Annotated in this window: 23 protein-coding genes; 20 read left to right on the top strand and 3 right to left on the bottom strand. The window is 34.2% G+C overall.

From position 1 onward, the window contains the following. Positions 1 to 145: 145 nt before the first annotated feature. On the bottom strand, positions 146 to 643 hold the full coding sequence (locus JFU24_RS06995; RefSeq protein WP_201249791.1) for an ImmA/IrrE family metallo-endopeptidase: 498 nt from the start codon (positions 641 to 643) through the stop codon (positions 146 to 148). Positions 644 to 826: 183 nt separating this feature from the next. Next, the gene (locus JFU24_RS06990) at positions 827 to 1,174 is read right to left on the bottom strand and encodes a helix-turn-helix domain-containing protein (RefSeq protein ID WP_201249790.1); all 348 of its coding nucleotides are present in this window, start codon (positions 1,172 to 1,174) and stop codon (positions 827 to 829) included. 170 nt (positions 1,175 to 1,344) lie between these two features. Here JFU24_RS06990 and JFU24_RS06985 point away from each other — a divergent pair, with 170 nt between their 5' ends. The 14 genes from JFU24_RS06985 (at position 1,345) to JFU24_RS06920 (ending at position 9,003) form a co-directional block, all read left to right on the top strand. After that, entirely contained in the window at positions 1,345 to 1,587 is a 243-nt protein-coding gene (locus JFU24_RS06985; RefSeq protein WP_201249789.1) for a helix-turn-helix domain-containing protein, read from the top strand. 13 nt (positions 1,588 to 1,600) lie between these two features. Further along, the gene (locus JFU24_RS06980) at positions 1,601 to 1,906 is read left to right on the top strand and encodes a DNA-binding protein (RefSeq protein ID WP_201249788.1); all 306 of its coding nucleotides are present in this window, start codon (positions 1,601 to 1,603) and stop codon (positions 1,904 to 1,906) included. Beyond that, entirely contained in the window at positions 1,906 to 2,124 is a 219-nt protein-coding gene (locus tag JFU24_RS06975; protein WP_242485299.1) for an ORF6C domain-containing protein, read from the top strand. Before JFU24_RS06980 ends, JFU24_RS06975 begins: the two co-directional genes overlap by 1 nt. Before the next feature lie 54 nt (positions 2,125 to 2,178). Continuing rightward, positions 2,179 to 2,427 (top strand): helix-turn-helix domain-containing protein, encoded by a 249-nt coding sequence (locus JFU24_RS06970; protein WP_201249787.1) that lies wholly within the window; start codon positions 2,179 to 2,181, stop codon positions 2,425 to 2,427. 285 nt (positions 2,428 to 2,712) lie between these two features. Beyond that, complete coding sequence (locus JFU24_RS06965; RefSeq protein WP_201249786.1) at positions 2,713 to 2,928, top strand: hypothetical protein; 216 nt, start codon at positions 2,713 to 2,715, stop codon at positions 2,926 to 2,928. Next, on the top strand, positions 2,929 to 3,138 hold the full coding sequence (locus tag JFU24_RS06960; protein ID WP_201249785.1) for a YqaI family protein: 210 nt from the start codon (positions 2,929 to 2,931) through the stop codon (positions 3,136 to 3,138). Between the two features lie 197 nt (positions 3,139 to 3,335). Continuing rightward, a complete protein-coding gene (locus JFU24_RS06955; protein WP_201249784.1) occupies positions 3,336 to 4,256 on the top strand; it encodes a hypothetical protein in 921 nt (306 codons plus the stop codon). Further along, complete coding sequence (locus JFU24_RS06950; RefSeq protein ID WP_201249783.1) at positions 4,156 to 5,088, top strand: ATP-binding protein; 933 nt, start codon at positions 4,156 to 4,158, stop codon at positions 5,086 to 5,088. The genes JFU24_RS06955 and JFU24_RS06950 overlap by 101 nt, the downstream gene beginning before the upstream one ends. Then, positions 5,089 to 5,319 carry a hypothetical protein gene (locus JFU24_RS06945; RefSeq protein WP_201249782.1) on the top strand — a complete coding sequence of 77 codons (231 nt, stop codon included), beginning with the start codon at positions 5,089 to 5,091 and terminating at the stop codon, positions 5,317 to 5,319. 183 nt (positions 5,320 to 5,502) lie between these two features. Beyond that, the gene (locus JFU24_RS06940) at positions 5,503 to 5,886 is read left to right on the top strand and encodes an ArpU family phage packaging/lysis transcriptional regulator (RefSeq protein ID WP_201249781.1); all 384 of its coding nucleotides are present in this window, start codon (positions 5,503 to 5,505) and stop codon (positions 5,884 to 5,886) included. A 112-nt stretch (positions 5,887 to 5,998) separates the two neighbouring features. Continuing rightward, complete coding sequence (locus JFU24_RS30720; protein ID WP_201249780.1) at positions 5,999 to 6,508, top strand: DUF5986 family protein; 510 nt, start codon at positions 5,999 to 6,001, stop codon at positions 6,506 to 6,508. Further along, positions 6,508 to 6,801 carry a DUF5986 family protein gene (locus tag JFU24_RS30715; RefSeq protein WP_342214741.1) on the top strand — a complete coding sequence of 98 codons (294 nt, stop codon included), beginning with the start codon at positions 6,508 to 6,510 and terminating at the stop codon, positions 6,799 to 6,801. The genes JFU24_RS30720 and JFU24_RS30715 overlap by 1 nt, the downstream gene beginning before the upstream one ends. A gap of 26 nt (positions 6,802 to 6,827) precedes the next feature. Beyond that, positions 6,828 to 8,003 carry a helix-turn-helix domain-containing protein gene (locus JFU24_RS06925; RefSeq protein ID WP_201249778.1) on the top strand — a complete coding sequence of 392 codons (1,176 nt, stop codon included), beginning with the start codon at positions 6,828 to 6,830 and terminating at the stop codon, positions 8,001 to 8,003. Positions 8,004 to 8,448: 445 nt separating this feature from the next. Then, positions 8,449 to 9,003 carry a tyrosine-type recombinase/integrase gene (locus JFU24_RS06920; RefSeq protein WP_201249777.1) on the top strand — a complete coding sequence of 185 codons (555 nt, stop codon included), beginning with the start codon at positions 8,449 to 8,451 and terminating at the stop codon, positions 9,001 to 9,003. Between the two features lie 387 nt (positions 9,004 to 9,390). Here the strand turns inward: JFU24_RS06920 and JFU24_RS06915 are convergent, their stop codons facing one another. After that, positions 9,391 to 10,140, bottom strand: a complete 750-nt coding sequence (locus tag JFU24_RS06915; protein WP_201249776.1) for a hypothetical protein — start codon at positions 10,138 to 10,140, stop codon at positions 9,391 to 9,393. A 255-nt stretch (positions 10,141 to 10,395) separates the two neighbouring features. Between JFU24_RS06915 and JFU24_RS06910 the strand changes: the two genes are divergently transcribed. The 6 genes from JFU24_RS06910 to JFU24_RS06885 all read left to right on the top strand — a co-directional run bounded on the left by JFU24_RS06910 (position 10,396) and on the right by JFU24_RS06885 (position 14,575). Continuing rightward, on the top strand, positions 10,396 to 10,998 hold the full coding sequence (locus tag JFU24_RS06910; protein WP_201249775.1) for a hypothetical protein: 603 nt from the start codon (positions 10,396 to 10,398) through the stop codon (positions 10,996 to 10,998). Between the two features lie 38 nt (positions 10,999 to 11,036). Continuing rightward, positions 11,037 to 11,180, top strand: coding sequence for a hypothetical protein (locus tag JFU24_RS06905; RefSeq protein ID WP_201249774.1), 144 nt, complete (start codon positions 11,037 to 11,039; stop codon positions 11,178 to 11,180). Between the two features lie 90 nt (positions 11,181 to 11,270). Next, entirely contained in the window at positions 11,271 to 12,038 is a 768-nt protein-coding gene (locus tag JFU24_RS06900) for a hypothetical protein (RefSeq protein WP_201249773.1), read from the top strand. A gap of 99 nt (positions 12,039 to 12,137) precedes the next feature. Continuing rightward, the gene (locus tag JFU24_RS06895; protein ID WP_201249772.1) at positions 12,138 to 12,467 is read left to right on the top strand and encodes an HNH endonuclease; all 330 of its coding nucleotides are present in this window, start codon (positions 12,138 to 12,140) and stop codon (positions 12,465 to 12,467) included. A gap of 126 nt (positions 12,468 to 12,593) precedes the next feature. After that, entirely contained in the window at positions 12,594 to 12,935 is a 342-nt protein-coding gene (locus JFU24_RS06890) for a P27 family phage terminase small subunit (protein ID WP_342214678.1), read from the top strand. Further along, on the top strand, positions 12,932 to 14,575 hold the full coding sequence (locus JFU24_RS06885; protein WP_201250891.1) for a terminase TerL endonuclease subunit: 1,644 nt from the start codon (positions 12,932 to 12,934) through the stop codon (positions 14,573 to 14,575). The genes JFU24_RS06890 and JFU24_RS06885 overlap by 4 nt, the downstream gene beginning before the upstream one ends. Positions 14,576 to 14,587: the final 12 nt, after the last annotated feature.

Here is a 14,587-nt window from a genome sequence, read left to right as displayed (position 1 = left end):
GTTCTTTTACCAGTAGCGGGATTGCGGGGACCTTCTTCAGTACACTTCCATTTGTAGCCCTGTTTATTTTTAGCAGGGACTTTTTGATAATAAGCAATAACGATTCACATCCTTTATTGTTTGTCGGTAATCACTGTCTACAGTATTAATACGTATACATTTTTGAATTCTCAGCAATTAATTGAGAAGTGTAAATTTGATTTTGATATCGATCAAATCTTTGTGCAGCAAATTCATTTGTGACATTAAAAGTATTAGCTAAATAATAAATTTCTTGATTACGATGGTTTGGCATATCCAGTTTTAAAAGCATGAAAGTAGGAATGCAAAAATGATAAGCAAAATAATTTGCCTGATTTTCCTGTAACTCTAAAAACTGTTTAGGCATATAGATTTGATTTCCTTCATGTCTTAAAATATGGCAAAGCTCGTGAGCAAATTCTTGCCACTGTTCCTGAGACGTTAATCGTTCATCTATGATAATATCTTGCTCGAAATAACAACTTGTAATATTTTTAAAAGTAACAACCATACCTAGCCTTGCAGCAATATCTAAAAAATCAAGCTGATGTGGATGGTATATATCCAAACTGTAGTAAAAATTCTTAATCCAATCTTCTAGCAAAGAAGAATGATATTTCATGATGCACCTCCAATAAGGGAATGTATGTACCGATTACTAATGGACTCTAAATTAATCACTTTTTATTCAAAGATTTTATTCATGCTCACCCCCCTAGGATTTATAAATAATAGGTAATACGAAATGGGATAAAATAACTATATAAAGTGCATAGCTAGCCCTTTAGAAAGGCTAACTAAGGAATTATTTTTTTCTATCTCTTTCCTGAATAAACTCCCAAAATCGAATTAGCTCTTCGATCTTTTCCTCTGGCGCGTCTTGAAGATCCTTGAAAAATATTTGAGTTTTAGGGTCTAGGAATTTCTGCCACATTTCATCAGAAGAATTGCTTTGCTCGTTTCCTGTGATTATGTAATCGATTGTAACTTCATACAAATCTGCAAGTTTCTTTAAAGTTGTAAAATCTGGTTGCCTTTTAGCTGACTCATAGCTGGATAGAGTGTTATTCTTAACCCCAATTTTTTCTGCTGCAAATTTTTGAGTAAGTCCAGACCTTTCACGCAACAACTTCAATCTATCGCCAAAGTCCATAATTAGCCCTACTTCCTTCTATACATAATAATCAATACCATTTTATCACCATTTCTCTATTTGAGAAAATAAGTTCACAAATTGAGAATAAAATACTTTACATTCACAAAGAGAGAATTTATACTACGAATATAAGGTTCTCAAAATGAGAAGTTAGGTGGTGAAACTTATTGAAAGAAGACCTTGGTATTCGTATTAAAGAATTGCGTATTAAACAAGGACTGACGCAAGTTGATTTTGCTAATAGGCTTGGTTATAAACATCCTTCTATCATCAGTGAGATTGAATCTGGTAAGAAAGGATTAAGTGCTAATAAGTTACCTTTAGTTGCCCATGTCTTAGGTGTAGATATAAATTCGCTTTTTTTTACCAAAATAGTTCACAAAACGAGAACTATTAAAAATTTAACTTAAGGAGGCGTTTCAAATGATTCAAGTAAACCTTGATTTTGCTGATGAAAACTTTCGAGAAGTGCTTCGTCAAGAAATAAAAAATGCCATGGTCGATGTAGTCCAGCAAAATCAATTACCGCCAATGCTCACAAGAAAACAGTTGATGCAACTTTTCAACATCGGTGAAACAAAAACATCTGAATTATTAAACCGTCCAGACTTTCCGGTTTTCAGAGAAGCTGGTGTATTGATTCCAACACATTTACTGTTCAAGTGGATTGAGCGAAACACCCGCTGGATTGATGAAAACACAAGCTATTTCAATAAGGAGGTCGTTTAATGACACAACTAAATCATGGCGAACAGCGTCGTCTTGAAAAAGGTGTAGCACGTCGAGTCTATGGATTCACAGATGACAAGAAAGAAGCTGCCAGGCTTTTTAAGGAATTGTATCGAGAAATCAAAGATAGATTCGGCGTGCCTACTTACAAAGATGTGAAGAGCAAGGACCTTCAATCTGTTATACAACTCATTGAAAACTGGTCACCTTCATCTTAGCAAGTTTCACCAAGTTGAAGTATTCCGATTTGGCATATAAAGGTGGTGAAAATAATGAAATTCGGATCTGTTCTTCAAGCATGTAGGGAGCGGGCCGGTCTATCACAAGAAGAATTAGCCCACCAACTGAACCGTACACAGTCTTGTGTTTCTAAATTTGAGAAAGATCGTAAAGTTCCCGACATAGGGACGTTCATGCAATGGGTTCAGGTAACTAATGCACCTGAATTAGCAGTAGCTTACCTTTATGGTATGGACGGTATAAATATGATTCATCAGCTATTACCGATGATTGGAGGATAAATTTTAGGAAGAACTATCAGTATTTTAAGAAAAATAAATTGGGGGGAAATAAAGTGAAGATTATCGCAGGGGACTGGTTGAAATTATCTCTTATGCAGAAACACAATCTATTAAAAAACATCATAAAAAAAGAGCAGTGAGCTACCGACTCAACTACTCAATATTTCAATTTAAATATATTTTAGCAGATTAGTTCTGCTGAGGCAAACGTTCGTTCTTGCTTTTAATTCTAATAGTGGGTTTCCACTGAAATGTGAGAAGTCAAAAAAATGGGAGGTTAATTAAGTGGAAAGAACAATTAAATCCTTCGAAGTAGCTGCTGAAGCAACTAATCCTTTTATTTATACATTTAAGGTTGGTAAGGAATTTGGTGGTGAAACTGTGGATGACATTATCGAACATGATGGAGTGTTCAAATTGTTTAATCGAAAGGATGAGTGTATCACTGAAATTAATTTACCTGTTGTAAATGTGAAATATGAGTACATGGAGGGATATTAGGTGCCTAAAAAGAATCTTGAACATTCGAAAACTGGTTATTCCAATTTGGTAGCACAAACAGAACATGGCGGGATTGATTATTTTGGTAATGAAATTCTAGTAGGTGATTCAATTATCATCAATAAAAATAATGGTGAAGTCTTTCTTGAAAATAGTTTAGAAGATTATCTGATTGAAGTATTAGGTTTTCAATTTACTACTGCGGAATGAAAAATGACCCCTGTTCGCAGCAGGAGTCACTAAATCGTAAAACAATTTTATTACAGTCATTCTAGCATAAACCCTAGTGAAGGTAAACGAGGACTATTTATGTCAATGAATATGAATACAATACCAGAGATATATGAGTTGAATAAAAAGTGACTGTGCCATCAGCAGTAAATCTTTAAAGATGAGGGGGATGAATCTTGCAGGGGTACATCAAGGATTTTAGAAAAGAGTTGGATAGCGCTATTTGGATGATGCCCCCTTTATATCATAGGGTTTGGCAATATCTAAAATATCAGGTCAATCATCAGGATAAAAAGATTCCTATGAATGATGGAACCTTCCTAACGATAAAGGGAGGACAGCATCTAACTTCTGTCAGAACGATTGCTCATAATATCGGTTGGTATGAGGGAGCGGTATATAAAGAACCAAATCCCAAAACGATTTCTACCATTCTAGCTTGGTTAGAAAAGCAATCGATGATCAAGATAAATCGGGGAAAGGGTAACAGACAATACACACTGATAAGCCTAATAAATTGGGATTTGTATCAAGTAAAAGAGTTTGAAGGTAACGGTGAGGAAACAGTGAAGAAACAGCTAACGGATATAAACAAGAATGAAAAGAATGATAAAGAACTTGCTGCTGTTGATAACGTGCCGACGCCAGAAGAAAGTGACGGGGTGCCTACGACCGGTCCAAAGGATGATCCCATGTTTGCGGGAGAAATATTACAAACTTCTGAACAAGCAGTGCAATCTCTTTTAAATCGATTCATTCAACTTAGAGCCTACGGTTTTGATTTTTCACCAAAGGATGAGGATGCTGCCAGAGAAATTGTGGCTGGTGGGGTTCCTTTACACGAATCATTAGTTTACCTTACCGATTGTTTTGAACAGTACAAGCCTAAGCACAGTCGTGATCGGATTAACAGTTTATCTTATTGTGCTGGTTTTATTTTAGATAGGCATCAGAAAGAATTAGAATCTCAGAATCTTGCGAAAAGGAGGATACCCGATGGCAACAAAGTCGATAGAGGAAGCACTGTCAAAACTTCTTCAAAGGAGCAAACCATTACAGGGGGCCAAACCGGTTGGCTTGGAAGAAAAAAAGCCTGATTGTCTCAAGTGTAAGGATCAGCAGATTATTATATACCGGGTTCATGAGAAAACGAAATGGCTTGTAGACACAAGATTCGTAGAAGGCCAAGAAGTGGCTAAGCTCACACCGGAAAGCATGGTCTTAGAAAAGGATTATTTTGCTGGGAAAGTTTGCAGTCCTAAAGAAGCAAAGGAATGGCATACAACATTTTCTAAACGTTGTGATTGTGTCCAAAAGAAAAAAGCAGAGCGCCTCATGAAAGCCAGCGAAATTACGGAAGAATTTAAAAAGCTTGGCTTTAAAAATTTTCTTATGAGAGGTAAGCCACAGGTTATATCTGATGCTTACGAATGTTCTTTAGCTTATTTTCAGAGTTTCTCAGAAATACGGAAAGAAAGAGCTAATAGTATCTCTCTACTTGGACAGCCTGGAGCTGGGAAAACGCATTTACTAACGGCGATATCTAATAATCTGATTAAGAAGCTAAACGTGCCAGTGTTATATTTTCCCTATGTGGAAGGGTTCAACGATTTAAAGGACGATTTCGACAAATTGGAGGCCAAGCTGGAACGTATGAAGCAGGTGGATGTCCTCTTTATTGATGATTTGTTCAAGCCTGTCAAAGGGAAGCCAAGAGCTACAGAATGGCAAGTTGAACAGCTATACGCAGTGATTAATTACCGATATCTAAACCATAAACCCATTCTCGTTTCTTCTGAATTGATTGTGGACGAACTAGTGGATGTGGATGAAGCGCTAGGGACCCGGATTTATCAAATGTGTCAGGATTTTACGGTTGTGATCCAGGGAGATAGAAAAATACTTAATCATAGATTGGCAGGGATTTAAATGAATTTACTAGGCTTTGATGGACCGGCCCCGCATTCAATAATTTATTGGCAGTTGGAAGGAGTGAACCAATCGAAAACGGTTTGTTATTCCGATAAGGAAGAAAAGCTGTCATTAAAACGTTTCCATACAGCTGGTGACTTTTATAGCACTTATGACAAGGCTATTGTGAAATACGGAGAAAACAATATTGAGTATGATCATGTAAATCAGCATATAAAAGGAGCTTGAAGGTGATACAACAAAAGTATGGCAATAACTGTGTAGATGGTCACAATGAGAAGAACTAAACGGGTCCTTTGATCATAAAAAAATTATTCTACTGGTCAATTATTTTAAAAATAAAAAAACCAGGATTTCTCCCGGCTTTTGGTTCTTGTTTGGTAGCAATATTATACCATAGGGGGAGAATGAATGGGCACGAAATTATCTTTCTTTCTAGATATAGATGAGAAAAAGGTTCGCTCTCTTGTGGCTAAGGAGCTTAAGCTATACAAGGCTCTTAAAATACGTCAGCAGAATAAAAGGGAATTAGACGAGAACGGCATTACCAATCATATCTTCCCTAAACTTTTGGATAATGACGCCGAGAATGAATTCAAGGTCATACATATGGAAAGGACCTTGAATAATAGTCTTGACCAGATTGAGCAACAAATTATAGAAATGAAGTATCTTGGCCAGGAAAGACAGAATGACATTTATATATACATGGAGCTTGGGTTACAAAAAACACGCTATTACGAGAAGAAAAAGCAGGCCATCTTTATGATTGCCCAAACATTAGGTATAATATAAGTTGCTAATTCACTATACAAAAATAAAATCATTTGGAATTCACTTGACGATTTCGAGAAAAAATGTAAAAATAATTACAAATAATCTGAAATCTGAAAGAGAGTTGAAGGCAGTGAGTACAGTTTCTATTCAGTCTACAGAAGAATTCAAAAAACAACTTGTGCAGAGTGTTCATTATGGAAGTTTTTATGATTATAAGGAATATACAGATTCAAAAAAGACTACCATTAAAAACGGAAACCCTTATATTCGAATGGATTTTGTATATGAAAATCTTATTCAGACGTTTTCAGGTAATAGATACATTACAAGACCTATTACTTCTGGTAATTGGCAAAAACATCTTCAGATTATAGATACAGAAACTAAAACTTTGTACATCATTGCCAAAGATGAAAGAGTGAATACCGTCCGTTTAAATACTGATATAGATAAAAGTCCACATTACTTTGACTCATACTGCCTTATTAATGAAAGTCTTGGCAAACGCTTTGTGTTTAAAGAACTAAAAGAGAATGAATATGAGCAGATGTCTCTCTCTTTGGGTTTTTCTAATGAAGAGACTGAATCAAAAGTCGTTGGGGAACTATACAATAGAAAAAAGAAAATCTTTTTAAGTTAATTGGACAAATTGATATCGAATCTTTTGTTTTAATCCCAATAAACTTTAAAGAAGATAAACTAATTGACATTCGAGCTCATATTCCTAGAATGGAATTGGCTGACCCGTATTATTACTCAGAAGACTGGACCATGTATATCCCTGTCGAGTTTTCAGAGAGTGTAGATACAAACACAGATGACATCGAAAATAATGAAATTAAAATCGGGATTAAAAAACATATTTTGGAGAAAGATTCAGTTGAACTGCCACTAAAAAAAGAAAAAAGAAATATGGACAGTGAGACCGAATAACTTCTCTCAGGAGGAGTAATTAGATAATGAATAAAATAAATCGTTTTAATCCTTCTAGATTAAAAAATGCTCGTCTATATGAAGGAATTACTATAACAGAGTTATCCAATCTAACAAGTGTTTCTAAACAGGCAATTTCACAGTTTGAACATGGAAAAAGTCAACCAAGTTTAGAGACTTTATTTGAATTGATGAGGGTTTTAAACTTCCCTAGGGACTATTTTTTTGGAAAAGATGATGATGGAATAGAAATCGGAAGTACTTATTTTAGATCTTCTTCTACTACGAATAAAAAAAGTTATTTGTCACAAATTCAAAAAATGATTTTATTTTCTAAAATACATTCTTTCTTAGAAGAATATATAGATTTCCCACCCTTGAACCTACCGTATGTAGAAATGAATAAAGATAATTACCAAGAAAATGACATCGAAAATTTAGCTGATTTGTGCCGTGAATGCTGGGAGTTAGGTGATGGTCCTATTCAGAATATTGTACATGTTCTTGAAAAAAATGGTATCATCGTAACCTCATTATCGACAAATGAAGGGAAGGTAGACGCTTTTAGTCAAAAGCAAATTGTAAATGGCGATGAGAGATATTATATAGTGCTAGGAAATGACAAAAAGTCGGCGGCCCGTAGACAATTTAATGCAGCACATGAATTGGGACATTTGTTGATGCATGGCTGGATTACAGACATAGAGGAACTTTCAAAGGAACAATATCGTGATATTGAAAAGCAAGCAGATTATTTTGCAGCTTCGCTTTTATTACCAAGGGAAAGCTTTACTTCTGATTTACATTATCCAAATAAGTTAGATTTCTATGTTGAGCTTAAGAAAAAGTGGAGAGTATCAATAGGGGCTATGATCGTTCGTTCATATCACTTAAAAGTAATTAATTACAATCAATACCAAAACTTAATGAGACAAATGAGTACTAAGGGTTACAGGAAAGCAGAACCACTAGATGATTTAATTAGTATTCCAACTCCAAGTATTCTAGAAAAGGCCATTAAACTATTGCTAACAAATAATATATTAACAACAAAGGAAATTTTAGATAAGTTGGAATTACCTAAAGAAAAAGTGGATGAACTTTTAGATTTAAGTTCTGACACTTTAAGGTATGTTAATTCATCTATACAGCCAGTAGTAAAGCTTAGTCAAAATAATACAACTAGAAACAAACATGCCTAAATTAAACTAGAGGTAAAATATAGGGAAATAAACAAGGACAAAATCAAGAGAAAAAGGCTGCTAAACTTGCGGCCTTTTTTTTCTTGCAATTTTTATAACATTATCTCAGGGAGTCATTCCTGGGAGACACATCTGTCCCGTATCAATGGTGTACTCGAGTGTATCGAATGACTGAGAAGGTTGCCAGCTAATAAGGGGGAACAACTGGAGTCTAGCTGAATTGCGAACGATAGCTACGGGGCTACAAAGTGTGAAATTCCTTTGTAAAGACAGACTGTCATTTTGTACAGCGACCGTTACTGCAATCCCAGCCATTCTCCCAGGTGATTGATAAGAACGGGAAAATCTTTTTAAGCAATTAGCATAATGAGGTGGTAATTCTAAGGGCATTCCTAGGAGTGCTTTTTCTTTTTTCTCAAAAGAAGATTAGAGTAGGTGAGAAAAGGTGAATATTGTACAACCAATTCGCAATTTGAATACAATCCAGGAAATTAAGGAGATGTTAAAAGATCGAAATGAGCGAAATTATATTCTGTTCTTATTCGGCATACAAACCGGCTTGAGAATATCCGATATATTAAAACTGAAAGTGAAGGATGTTCAAGGTTTGTCTGTTTTTGTAAAGGAAGGTAAGACAAAGAAAACAAAAGAAGTCAAAATGCCCCCAGAACTAAAAAAAGCCATTCGGCAATTCGTTCAAGAGAAAAATAAAAATGAATTTCTTTTTCAGAGTAGGCAAAGAGGCAAAAAAGGAAGAGTAAAACCTATTTCAAGAGGTATGGCTTATATTATATTGCAAGAAATAGCAGATGAATTTGATCTTGAACGGATTGGCTGCCATTCGTTGAGAAAAACATATGGATATCATCATTACAATCAGTACAAGGATGTTGCCGTTCTTCAAGAAGCATTAAATCATAGTCATCCGGAGATTACCATGAGGTATATTGGCATCACTCAGGACAAGCAGAATAAATACCAAACAGGCTTAAGAATCTAAAAAAACTTTTTTTAGCCAAACAGTTAGACATAAAAACACTATTGTTCAACTCGTTTTTAAAAGGGGTCTGAAAGCTTCATATAGCAACGTTTAGAAGGTGGTGGCGAGTTATACTCCCTATGTCTTGAAGATAACTCAGAAGGATGTTTTTGGCTAGATTTTAAGCACGATTGGAACGTAGTAATTCGGTTGCCAATGATGGAAAGGTTCTTGATTGAAGAGCGTTATATGTGCCAAGAAGCAGAATACTTAACAGATTTTAATGTATATTGTCATAAATTCAAACCTCCAATCAGTCATGTAACATATGGGAAATATCGATGGAAAGCCTTTTATCGTTTAGCCCTAAATATGAATATTGCTGTCACAAAAATAGTTTAAGCCACATCACTGTGGCTTTTTATTTTTGTATTCCATAAAAGGTAAGTCTTCATTTTCTTCAATACTTTTCCGCAAATCATTATATATTTCCATATAGGCGTTGGCAATTGCAGAAAAAGCATCAATATTATATTCTCTTATATTTATAGGCTCTGTTTCACCTGTGAAATTAATAATATTATTTTTTATTTTATGACCATATAAATATCCGAAACTATTTGGGTGAGAAGTTTCAGATAAATCGTCATAAATACCTCTATATGCTTGCTTTTCTATTTTCTGTTCTCTTCTTCTCATAACACTATCTATAGCGTCGATTAATTTCATAACATTAAAGGGGTCCTTAGCTTCCGGAATTAAACGTTTATCTTTTACACCAAGATATAAGGTTTCTAATATCTCATCTAAATTATGTTCATCTATCTCACCTTTTTGATATTGTAAGTATTTTTTCTCGAATAAAGCCAGGGCTCCAGTAGTTTCGACCAGTGCACGTGTAACAAGTGTAGTGGTGTGAAAGTTTTGATTGTTTAGTCCATCAAAAACACCACTTACTAACTTGTTTGCTCTAAATAAATTTGACTGTATAAATATAATTGCATTTTGTCCAATCAAAGATTTGGGTTTAGGTCCAATAAGAGTTAATTTTTTTATATGGTTTTTGGAGAAAAATCTTTTCAACTCAATTAAATCTTCAATTACAAATGTTTTATCATCATTTGTTAACTGAGTTTTAATGGTTTTTTTTAAATACATTACATAACACCCTTCCGAATAAAATTTCAAAACGTTTCTATTATTTTACACAATATATGAAATATATTTTATAAATTATTAAATAATTCTTTGTGTCATTAGCTTTTGATCCTGTTAAATTTATATCATCGAGAATAAAGAAAAGGGCGGCACTTAATTGAGTGTCGTTTTTTTATGTCATAATTTGACGAACGATAGGGATTGTTCAGTTCTTTCCTTTTGTCCATAATTAGGGCGAAAGGGTGATGCTCGATAATGAAGAAGAAAAATGATTATATGTTATATGTTGCTATTTTGCTCTTAATATTAGGAGATTTATTACTGCTAGGATATATTCTTAATTTAATATTTAATTGGGATACTACGATTATTGCTGGAATAATTAGTTTTATTGGGTCAATCTTTGGGGGAGTAATTACTTATTTTGGTGTAAACAAGACATTAAGACACAGGGACAGGGAATTGTTTTTAGAAACTGCAACAGAAAAGCTGATTTTATCAGATGATTTGATTCAAAAACATAAAAAGTATCTTAATTCTGCATTTCTTTATGAAAACACAGGAAATGTAGGAAATATGGAACCTGATGCTATTAATAAAGCAGTTCAAAATTTACTTAAAGAATTTTATGAGTCCTTAGAACTAAGAAATAAAGATTTTTATAAAACTATGGATTATGACGCTTTAAGGATATTGATGTTTCATCAAAAAACCATGAGTTTTTTAGTATTAAAAACTAATTTCAATGAAGAAGATAGAAAAGATTCTATAGAAAAAATAAGGTCAGTCTTTAATATTTTTAATGATAATAAAGAAAAACTCGAAGAATATTATTATAAAAATAAAAGGGAGATATAAGGCATCCAGAGGGTGCTTTTTATTTTGGAGAAAGAAAGGTGAACTCGATGAAGTTTGCTGACCATTTATCTAAATCGGATATTCAGAAATTCAACCAACTTAGAAGAGGCAGCAAGCAGAGTAAACCTAATCCAGGTCAAAAAGGAAAGAAGAATAATTTTAAAAGATTTGCTGGGAATTAATTGTGATACTTACAAAAGAGATAGTGAATCTATAAAGAGGAGGTAGTTTATCACCTTTTGTCGAAGTATAGTGATGGGGGGATAATTTATATGGATTTAGATAATGAAAATTATATTAAACAGGATGAGAAAAGGTGGAGAGAACAAGACTGGTACTGGTTACTAGGAATATTAATAGGAATAATTATTTTACTAATCGCTTCAATATTCGCTAAGAGTGCTAAGATCGAATTGAATTTTTCTATAATCTCTAGTGCTGTCTCAATTGCTTTAGCATTGGTTGCTATATTTATTGCATTAAAACAGGATAGTGAAAACCAAAAAACAAATCGTAATATGAACGAAGCACTTGTTCGAATGGATGGGAAATTAAGTAATGTTGGTGAAAAGGTTTCGGAGATTAGTATTGAAGAAATAAGAAAAATATTAGATGCAAGAATACAATCTACTTCTGATTCTATTCAAGAAACACTGAGTGAAGAGGAAGGTCTTTCTAAAGATGAGGTAATTACGATAATAAAAGAAGAATTTTCGAATTTTAGTGCTTCTATAGGTAATTTAGCCAAAAGTAAACCTGAGAAAGATTTAATGAAAAGTGTTAGTAATTATCTGCATATGCAAGAAAAAATAAAACAATCTTTAATAAATATATTTTATGGTAAATACTTAGGTACTGAACTAAGTTTAATTGAAGTAAAGCATATCCTTTTTACCGAATATAATACTTCTTCTCAATTATCAATCATAAGAAGAATATTAGAGAGCTTGGTAAGTGAAAATAAGTTAGAACAACTTATGATTGAAATGCCAGATGAAAAAAAGAAATATCATATTAGATATAAAGCAGCTAGCACCTAAATTAGGTGCTTTTTTTTATGAACAATGAAACAATACGCAGAGAAATCCTATAAGTTAATGACTGGGGGAACAAGCGAATGAATAGGAATTGGTACTAGCTTGGAAGAGTACAAGACAGTGGAGCAGAAAAAGAAGTTCTATAGGACAGTTGACTGGAACAAGCTAAGGCAGCAGGCATTGGAGAGAGACAACCATGAGTGCCAGCAGTGTAAGCGTGAGGGCAAGGTTCATGTGGACTCAATCAAGGTGGAAGGTGAACGAAAGAGTGTAGAGCTTAACGTCCATCATAAGTATGAGATTGAACACTATCCAAAGTTAGCATTGGTATTAGATAACCTTGAAACCTTATGTCTTCAATGCCATAACAAGATGCATGATCGTGTGTTTGGAGCGACAAAGAAGAAGAAGTGGGATGATGAGATGTGGTAAGGCCCCCCATAAAAGGTTTCATCAAATATTTCAAACCCGGGGACCGGGGAGGGGCTCTGCCGTCCAAAAAAAATCAAAAAAACCATTGCTATATTAGGGGGGTAAAAAAAGAGGGGGGGTGTTTTTGTGAGTGGAGTTGTAAAAATTTCAGAATTGGAAAACCAATTGATGAACCGAATTGATAGAGACGATCTAATAGAAGTTGATAAGGTAATGCGGTATATAGCGATTGTTAAGCAAATTAGAAAGCTTCAAAGTGCAATTAATAAAGGCGGAGTGATGGCAACAACTATTAATGCAAATCAGGAATTCACTAAAGCAAATCCTGCTATAAATGAATTAAATAAGCTCACAAAAACATTAATCGCTCTTGAAAAATCCATTAAATTTGCGATGTTTGATGTATCAGATATACCTAAAAATGATAAGAAGGATAATGACGGACCAGAAGTCAGTGATTTATACTGATACATCAAAAATATGTAGATGTTTATATTGAGGCGTGGCGAAAGGGTCGTATTATATTAAATCAAGAGCGAATTGATTTAATAAGACAATTAGAAACCGAAGTACTTATTCGTGACGATATATATTTCGATGAAAAGCAAATTGATCAATGCATAAATTACATTGAAAAATGGTACTTCAAATTAGAACCTTTTCAAAAATTTATTATTGCATTTATATTCCTTAAATATAAAGAACGCGACAAGCTATTTTATAAAGATATCGTGATTGTTATTGCTCGTGGGAATGGGAAGAATGGTTTGATTTCTGGACTTGCTGATTACTTCATCAGTCCTGGTCATGGAATTGAAGGATATAACGTAGATGTTGTGGCCAACAGTGAAGATCAAGCGGAAACGTCCGTAAAAGAAATCTATAACATGAAGGAGAAGAACAAGAACTTCATGAAGAACTTTTTCTCTTGGACTAAGACAAAGATTACTGGAAAAGCTACTCTTGCTGAATTCAAGTTCCGAACATCCAATGCCGACACAAAAGATGGTGGCCGTCCCGGATGTTTGATTTTTGATGAAATTCACATTTACGAAGATACAAAACTAATAAACACGCTAAGCTCAGGATTAGGTAAAGTAAAGCATAGAAGAAGAATTTATATATCCACCAACGGTCATGTCCGAGGTGGATTTTTTGATAGGTTTATTGAACAGTGTTTAGAAGTCTTAAGAGGCGGAAGTAGACGTAAAAACCGTTTTGTTTTCATTTGCAAAATGGATAGTAAGGATGAAGTCGAAAATTCAGAGTTATGGGAAAAGGCAAATCCTATGTTTAGTCAGCCAAGGAGTCCATATGCTGATGAACTGTTCGACACAATCATGGATGAATATTTAGATTTGGAAGATGACCCATCAGGGCGACCTGAATTCATGGCCAAAAGGATGAACCTTCCTCAAGAAGATAATACGGTTAAGATAGCATCCTGGGAAGATATCCAAGCGACTAATAAGCCTATTCCATATGATCGACTAGAAAATAAAACATGTGTAGGTGCAATTGATTTTTCATTCATAAAAGACTTTACAGCATGCGGTGTTTTATTTAAGGATGGTGAAAATTATATATGGGAAAGCCATCAGTTTGCAAGACGTGATTTTATCAAAGAAGCAAAATTAAAACCTCCAATATTTGAGTGGGAAGAGGATGGGTTGATTACATTATTGGATGAACCCGTTATTGATATCAGTTATATGGTCAATTACTTTTGTGAAATGAGAGATAAATACGGGCTAAATACTATTGTTGGAGATACGTTCCGTCTGGATATTGTAAAACAAGCATTAGAGGAAGCGGGGTTCAAAGTTTTATATATACAAAACCCTCATGCAATCTATGCAAAACTTGCTCCTAGAATTGAAATGCTCTTTGCCCAAAAACGTATTATTTTTGGAGATAATCCATTGATGAGGTGGAACACAAATAACATTGTTGTAAAAGTTAAAAATGATGGAAATAAAGACTTTGTCAAAAAAGATGAAGTTAGGAGAAAGACAGATGGATTTTCAGCTTTTGTCTACGCTCTGTGGCAAGCTGATGAAATACTAGTCGATGATGTGGACTTTTTCTTGGATGATATAGAATTTTAATAGGCTCTGTAA

The organism is Peribacillus sp. TH27, assembly GCF_016650915.1.
Lineage (GTDB): Bacteria > Bacillota > Bacilli > Bacillales > DSM-1321 > Peribacillus > Peribacillus butanolivorans.
Note: the sequence above shows the minus strand (reverse complement) of the source record. Positions and strands in the feature narration are given on the sequence as shown.

Excerpts from the sequence above, each read along its gene's own strand:
- JFU24_RS06900 (WP_201249773.1), top strand. The coding sequence starts at position 11,271 with ATGGATTTAGATAATGAAAATTATATTAAACAGGATGAGAAAAGGTGG.
- JFU24_RS06945 (WP_201249782.1), top strand. The coding sequence starts at position 5,089 with ATGAATTTACTAGGCTTTGATGGACCGGCCCCGCATTCAATAATTTAT.
- JFU24_RS06915 (WP_201249776.1), bottom strand. The coding sequence starts at position 10,140 with ATGTATTTAAAAAAAACCATTAAAACTCAGTTAACAAATGATGATAAA.
- JFU24_RS06970 (WP_201249787.1), top strand. The coding sequence starts at position 2,179 with ATGAAATTCGGATCTGTTCTTCAAGCATGTAGGGAGCGGGCCGGTCTA.
- JFU24_RS06980 (WP_201249788.1), top strand. The coding sequence starts at position 1,601 with ATGATTCAAGTAAACCTTGATTTTGCTGATGAAAACTTTCGAGAAGTG.
- JFU24_RS06950 (WP_201249783.1), top strand. The coding sequence starts at position 4,156 with ATGGCAACAAAGTCGATAGAGGAAGCACTGTCAAAACTTCTTCAAAGG.
- JFU24_RS06990 (WP_201249790.1), bottom strand. The coding sequence starts at position 1,174 with ATGGACTTTGGCGATAGATTGAAGTTGTTGCGTGAAAGGTCTGGACTT.
- JFU24_RS06925 (WP_201249778.1), top strand. The coding sequence starts at position 6,828 with ATGAATAAAATAAATCGTTTTAATCCTTCTAGATTAAAAAATGCTCGT.
- JFU24_RS06940 (WP_201249781.1), top strand. The coding sequence starts at position 5,503 with ATGGGCACGAAATTATCTTTCTTTCTAGATATAGATGAGAAAAAGGTT.
- JFU24_RS06910 (WP_201249775.1), top strand. The coding sequence starts at position 10,396 with ATGAAGAAGAAAAATGATTATATGTTATATGTTGCTATTTTGCTCTTA.
- JFU24_RS06975 (WP_242485299.1), top strand. The coding sequence starts at position 1,906 with ATGACACAACTAAATCATGGCGAACAGCGTCGTCTTGAAAAAGGTGTA.
- JFU24_RS06995 (WP_201249791.1), bottom strand. The coding sequence starts at position 643 with ATGAAATATCATTCTTCTTTGCTAGAAGATTGGATTAAGAATTTTTAC.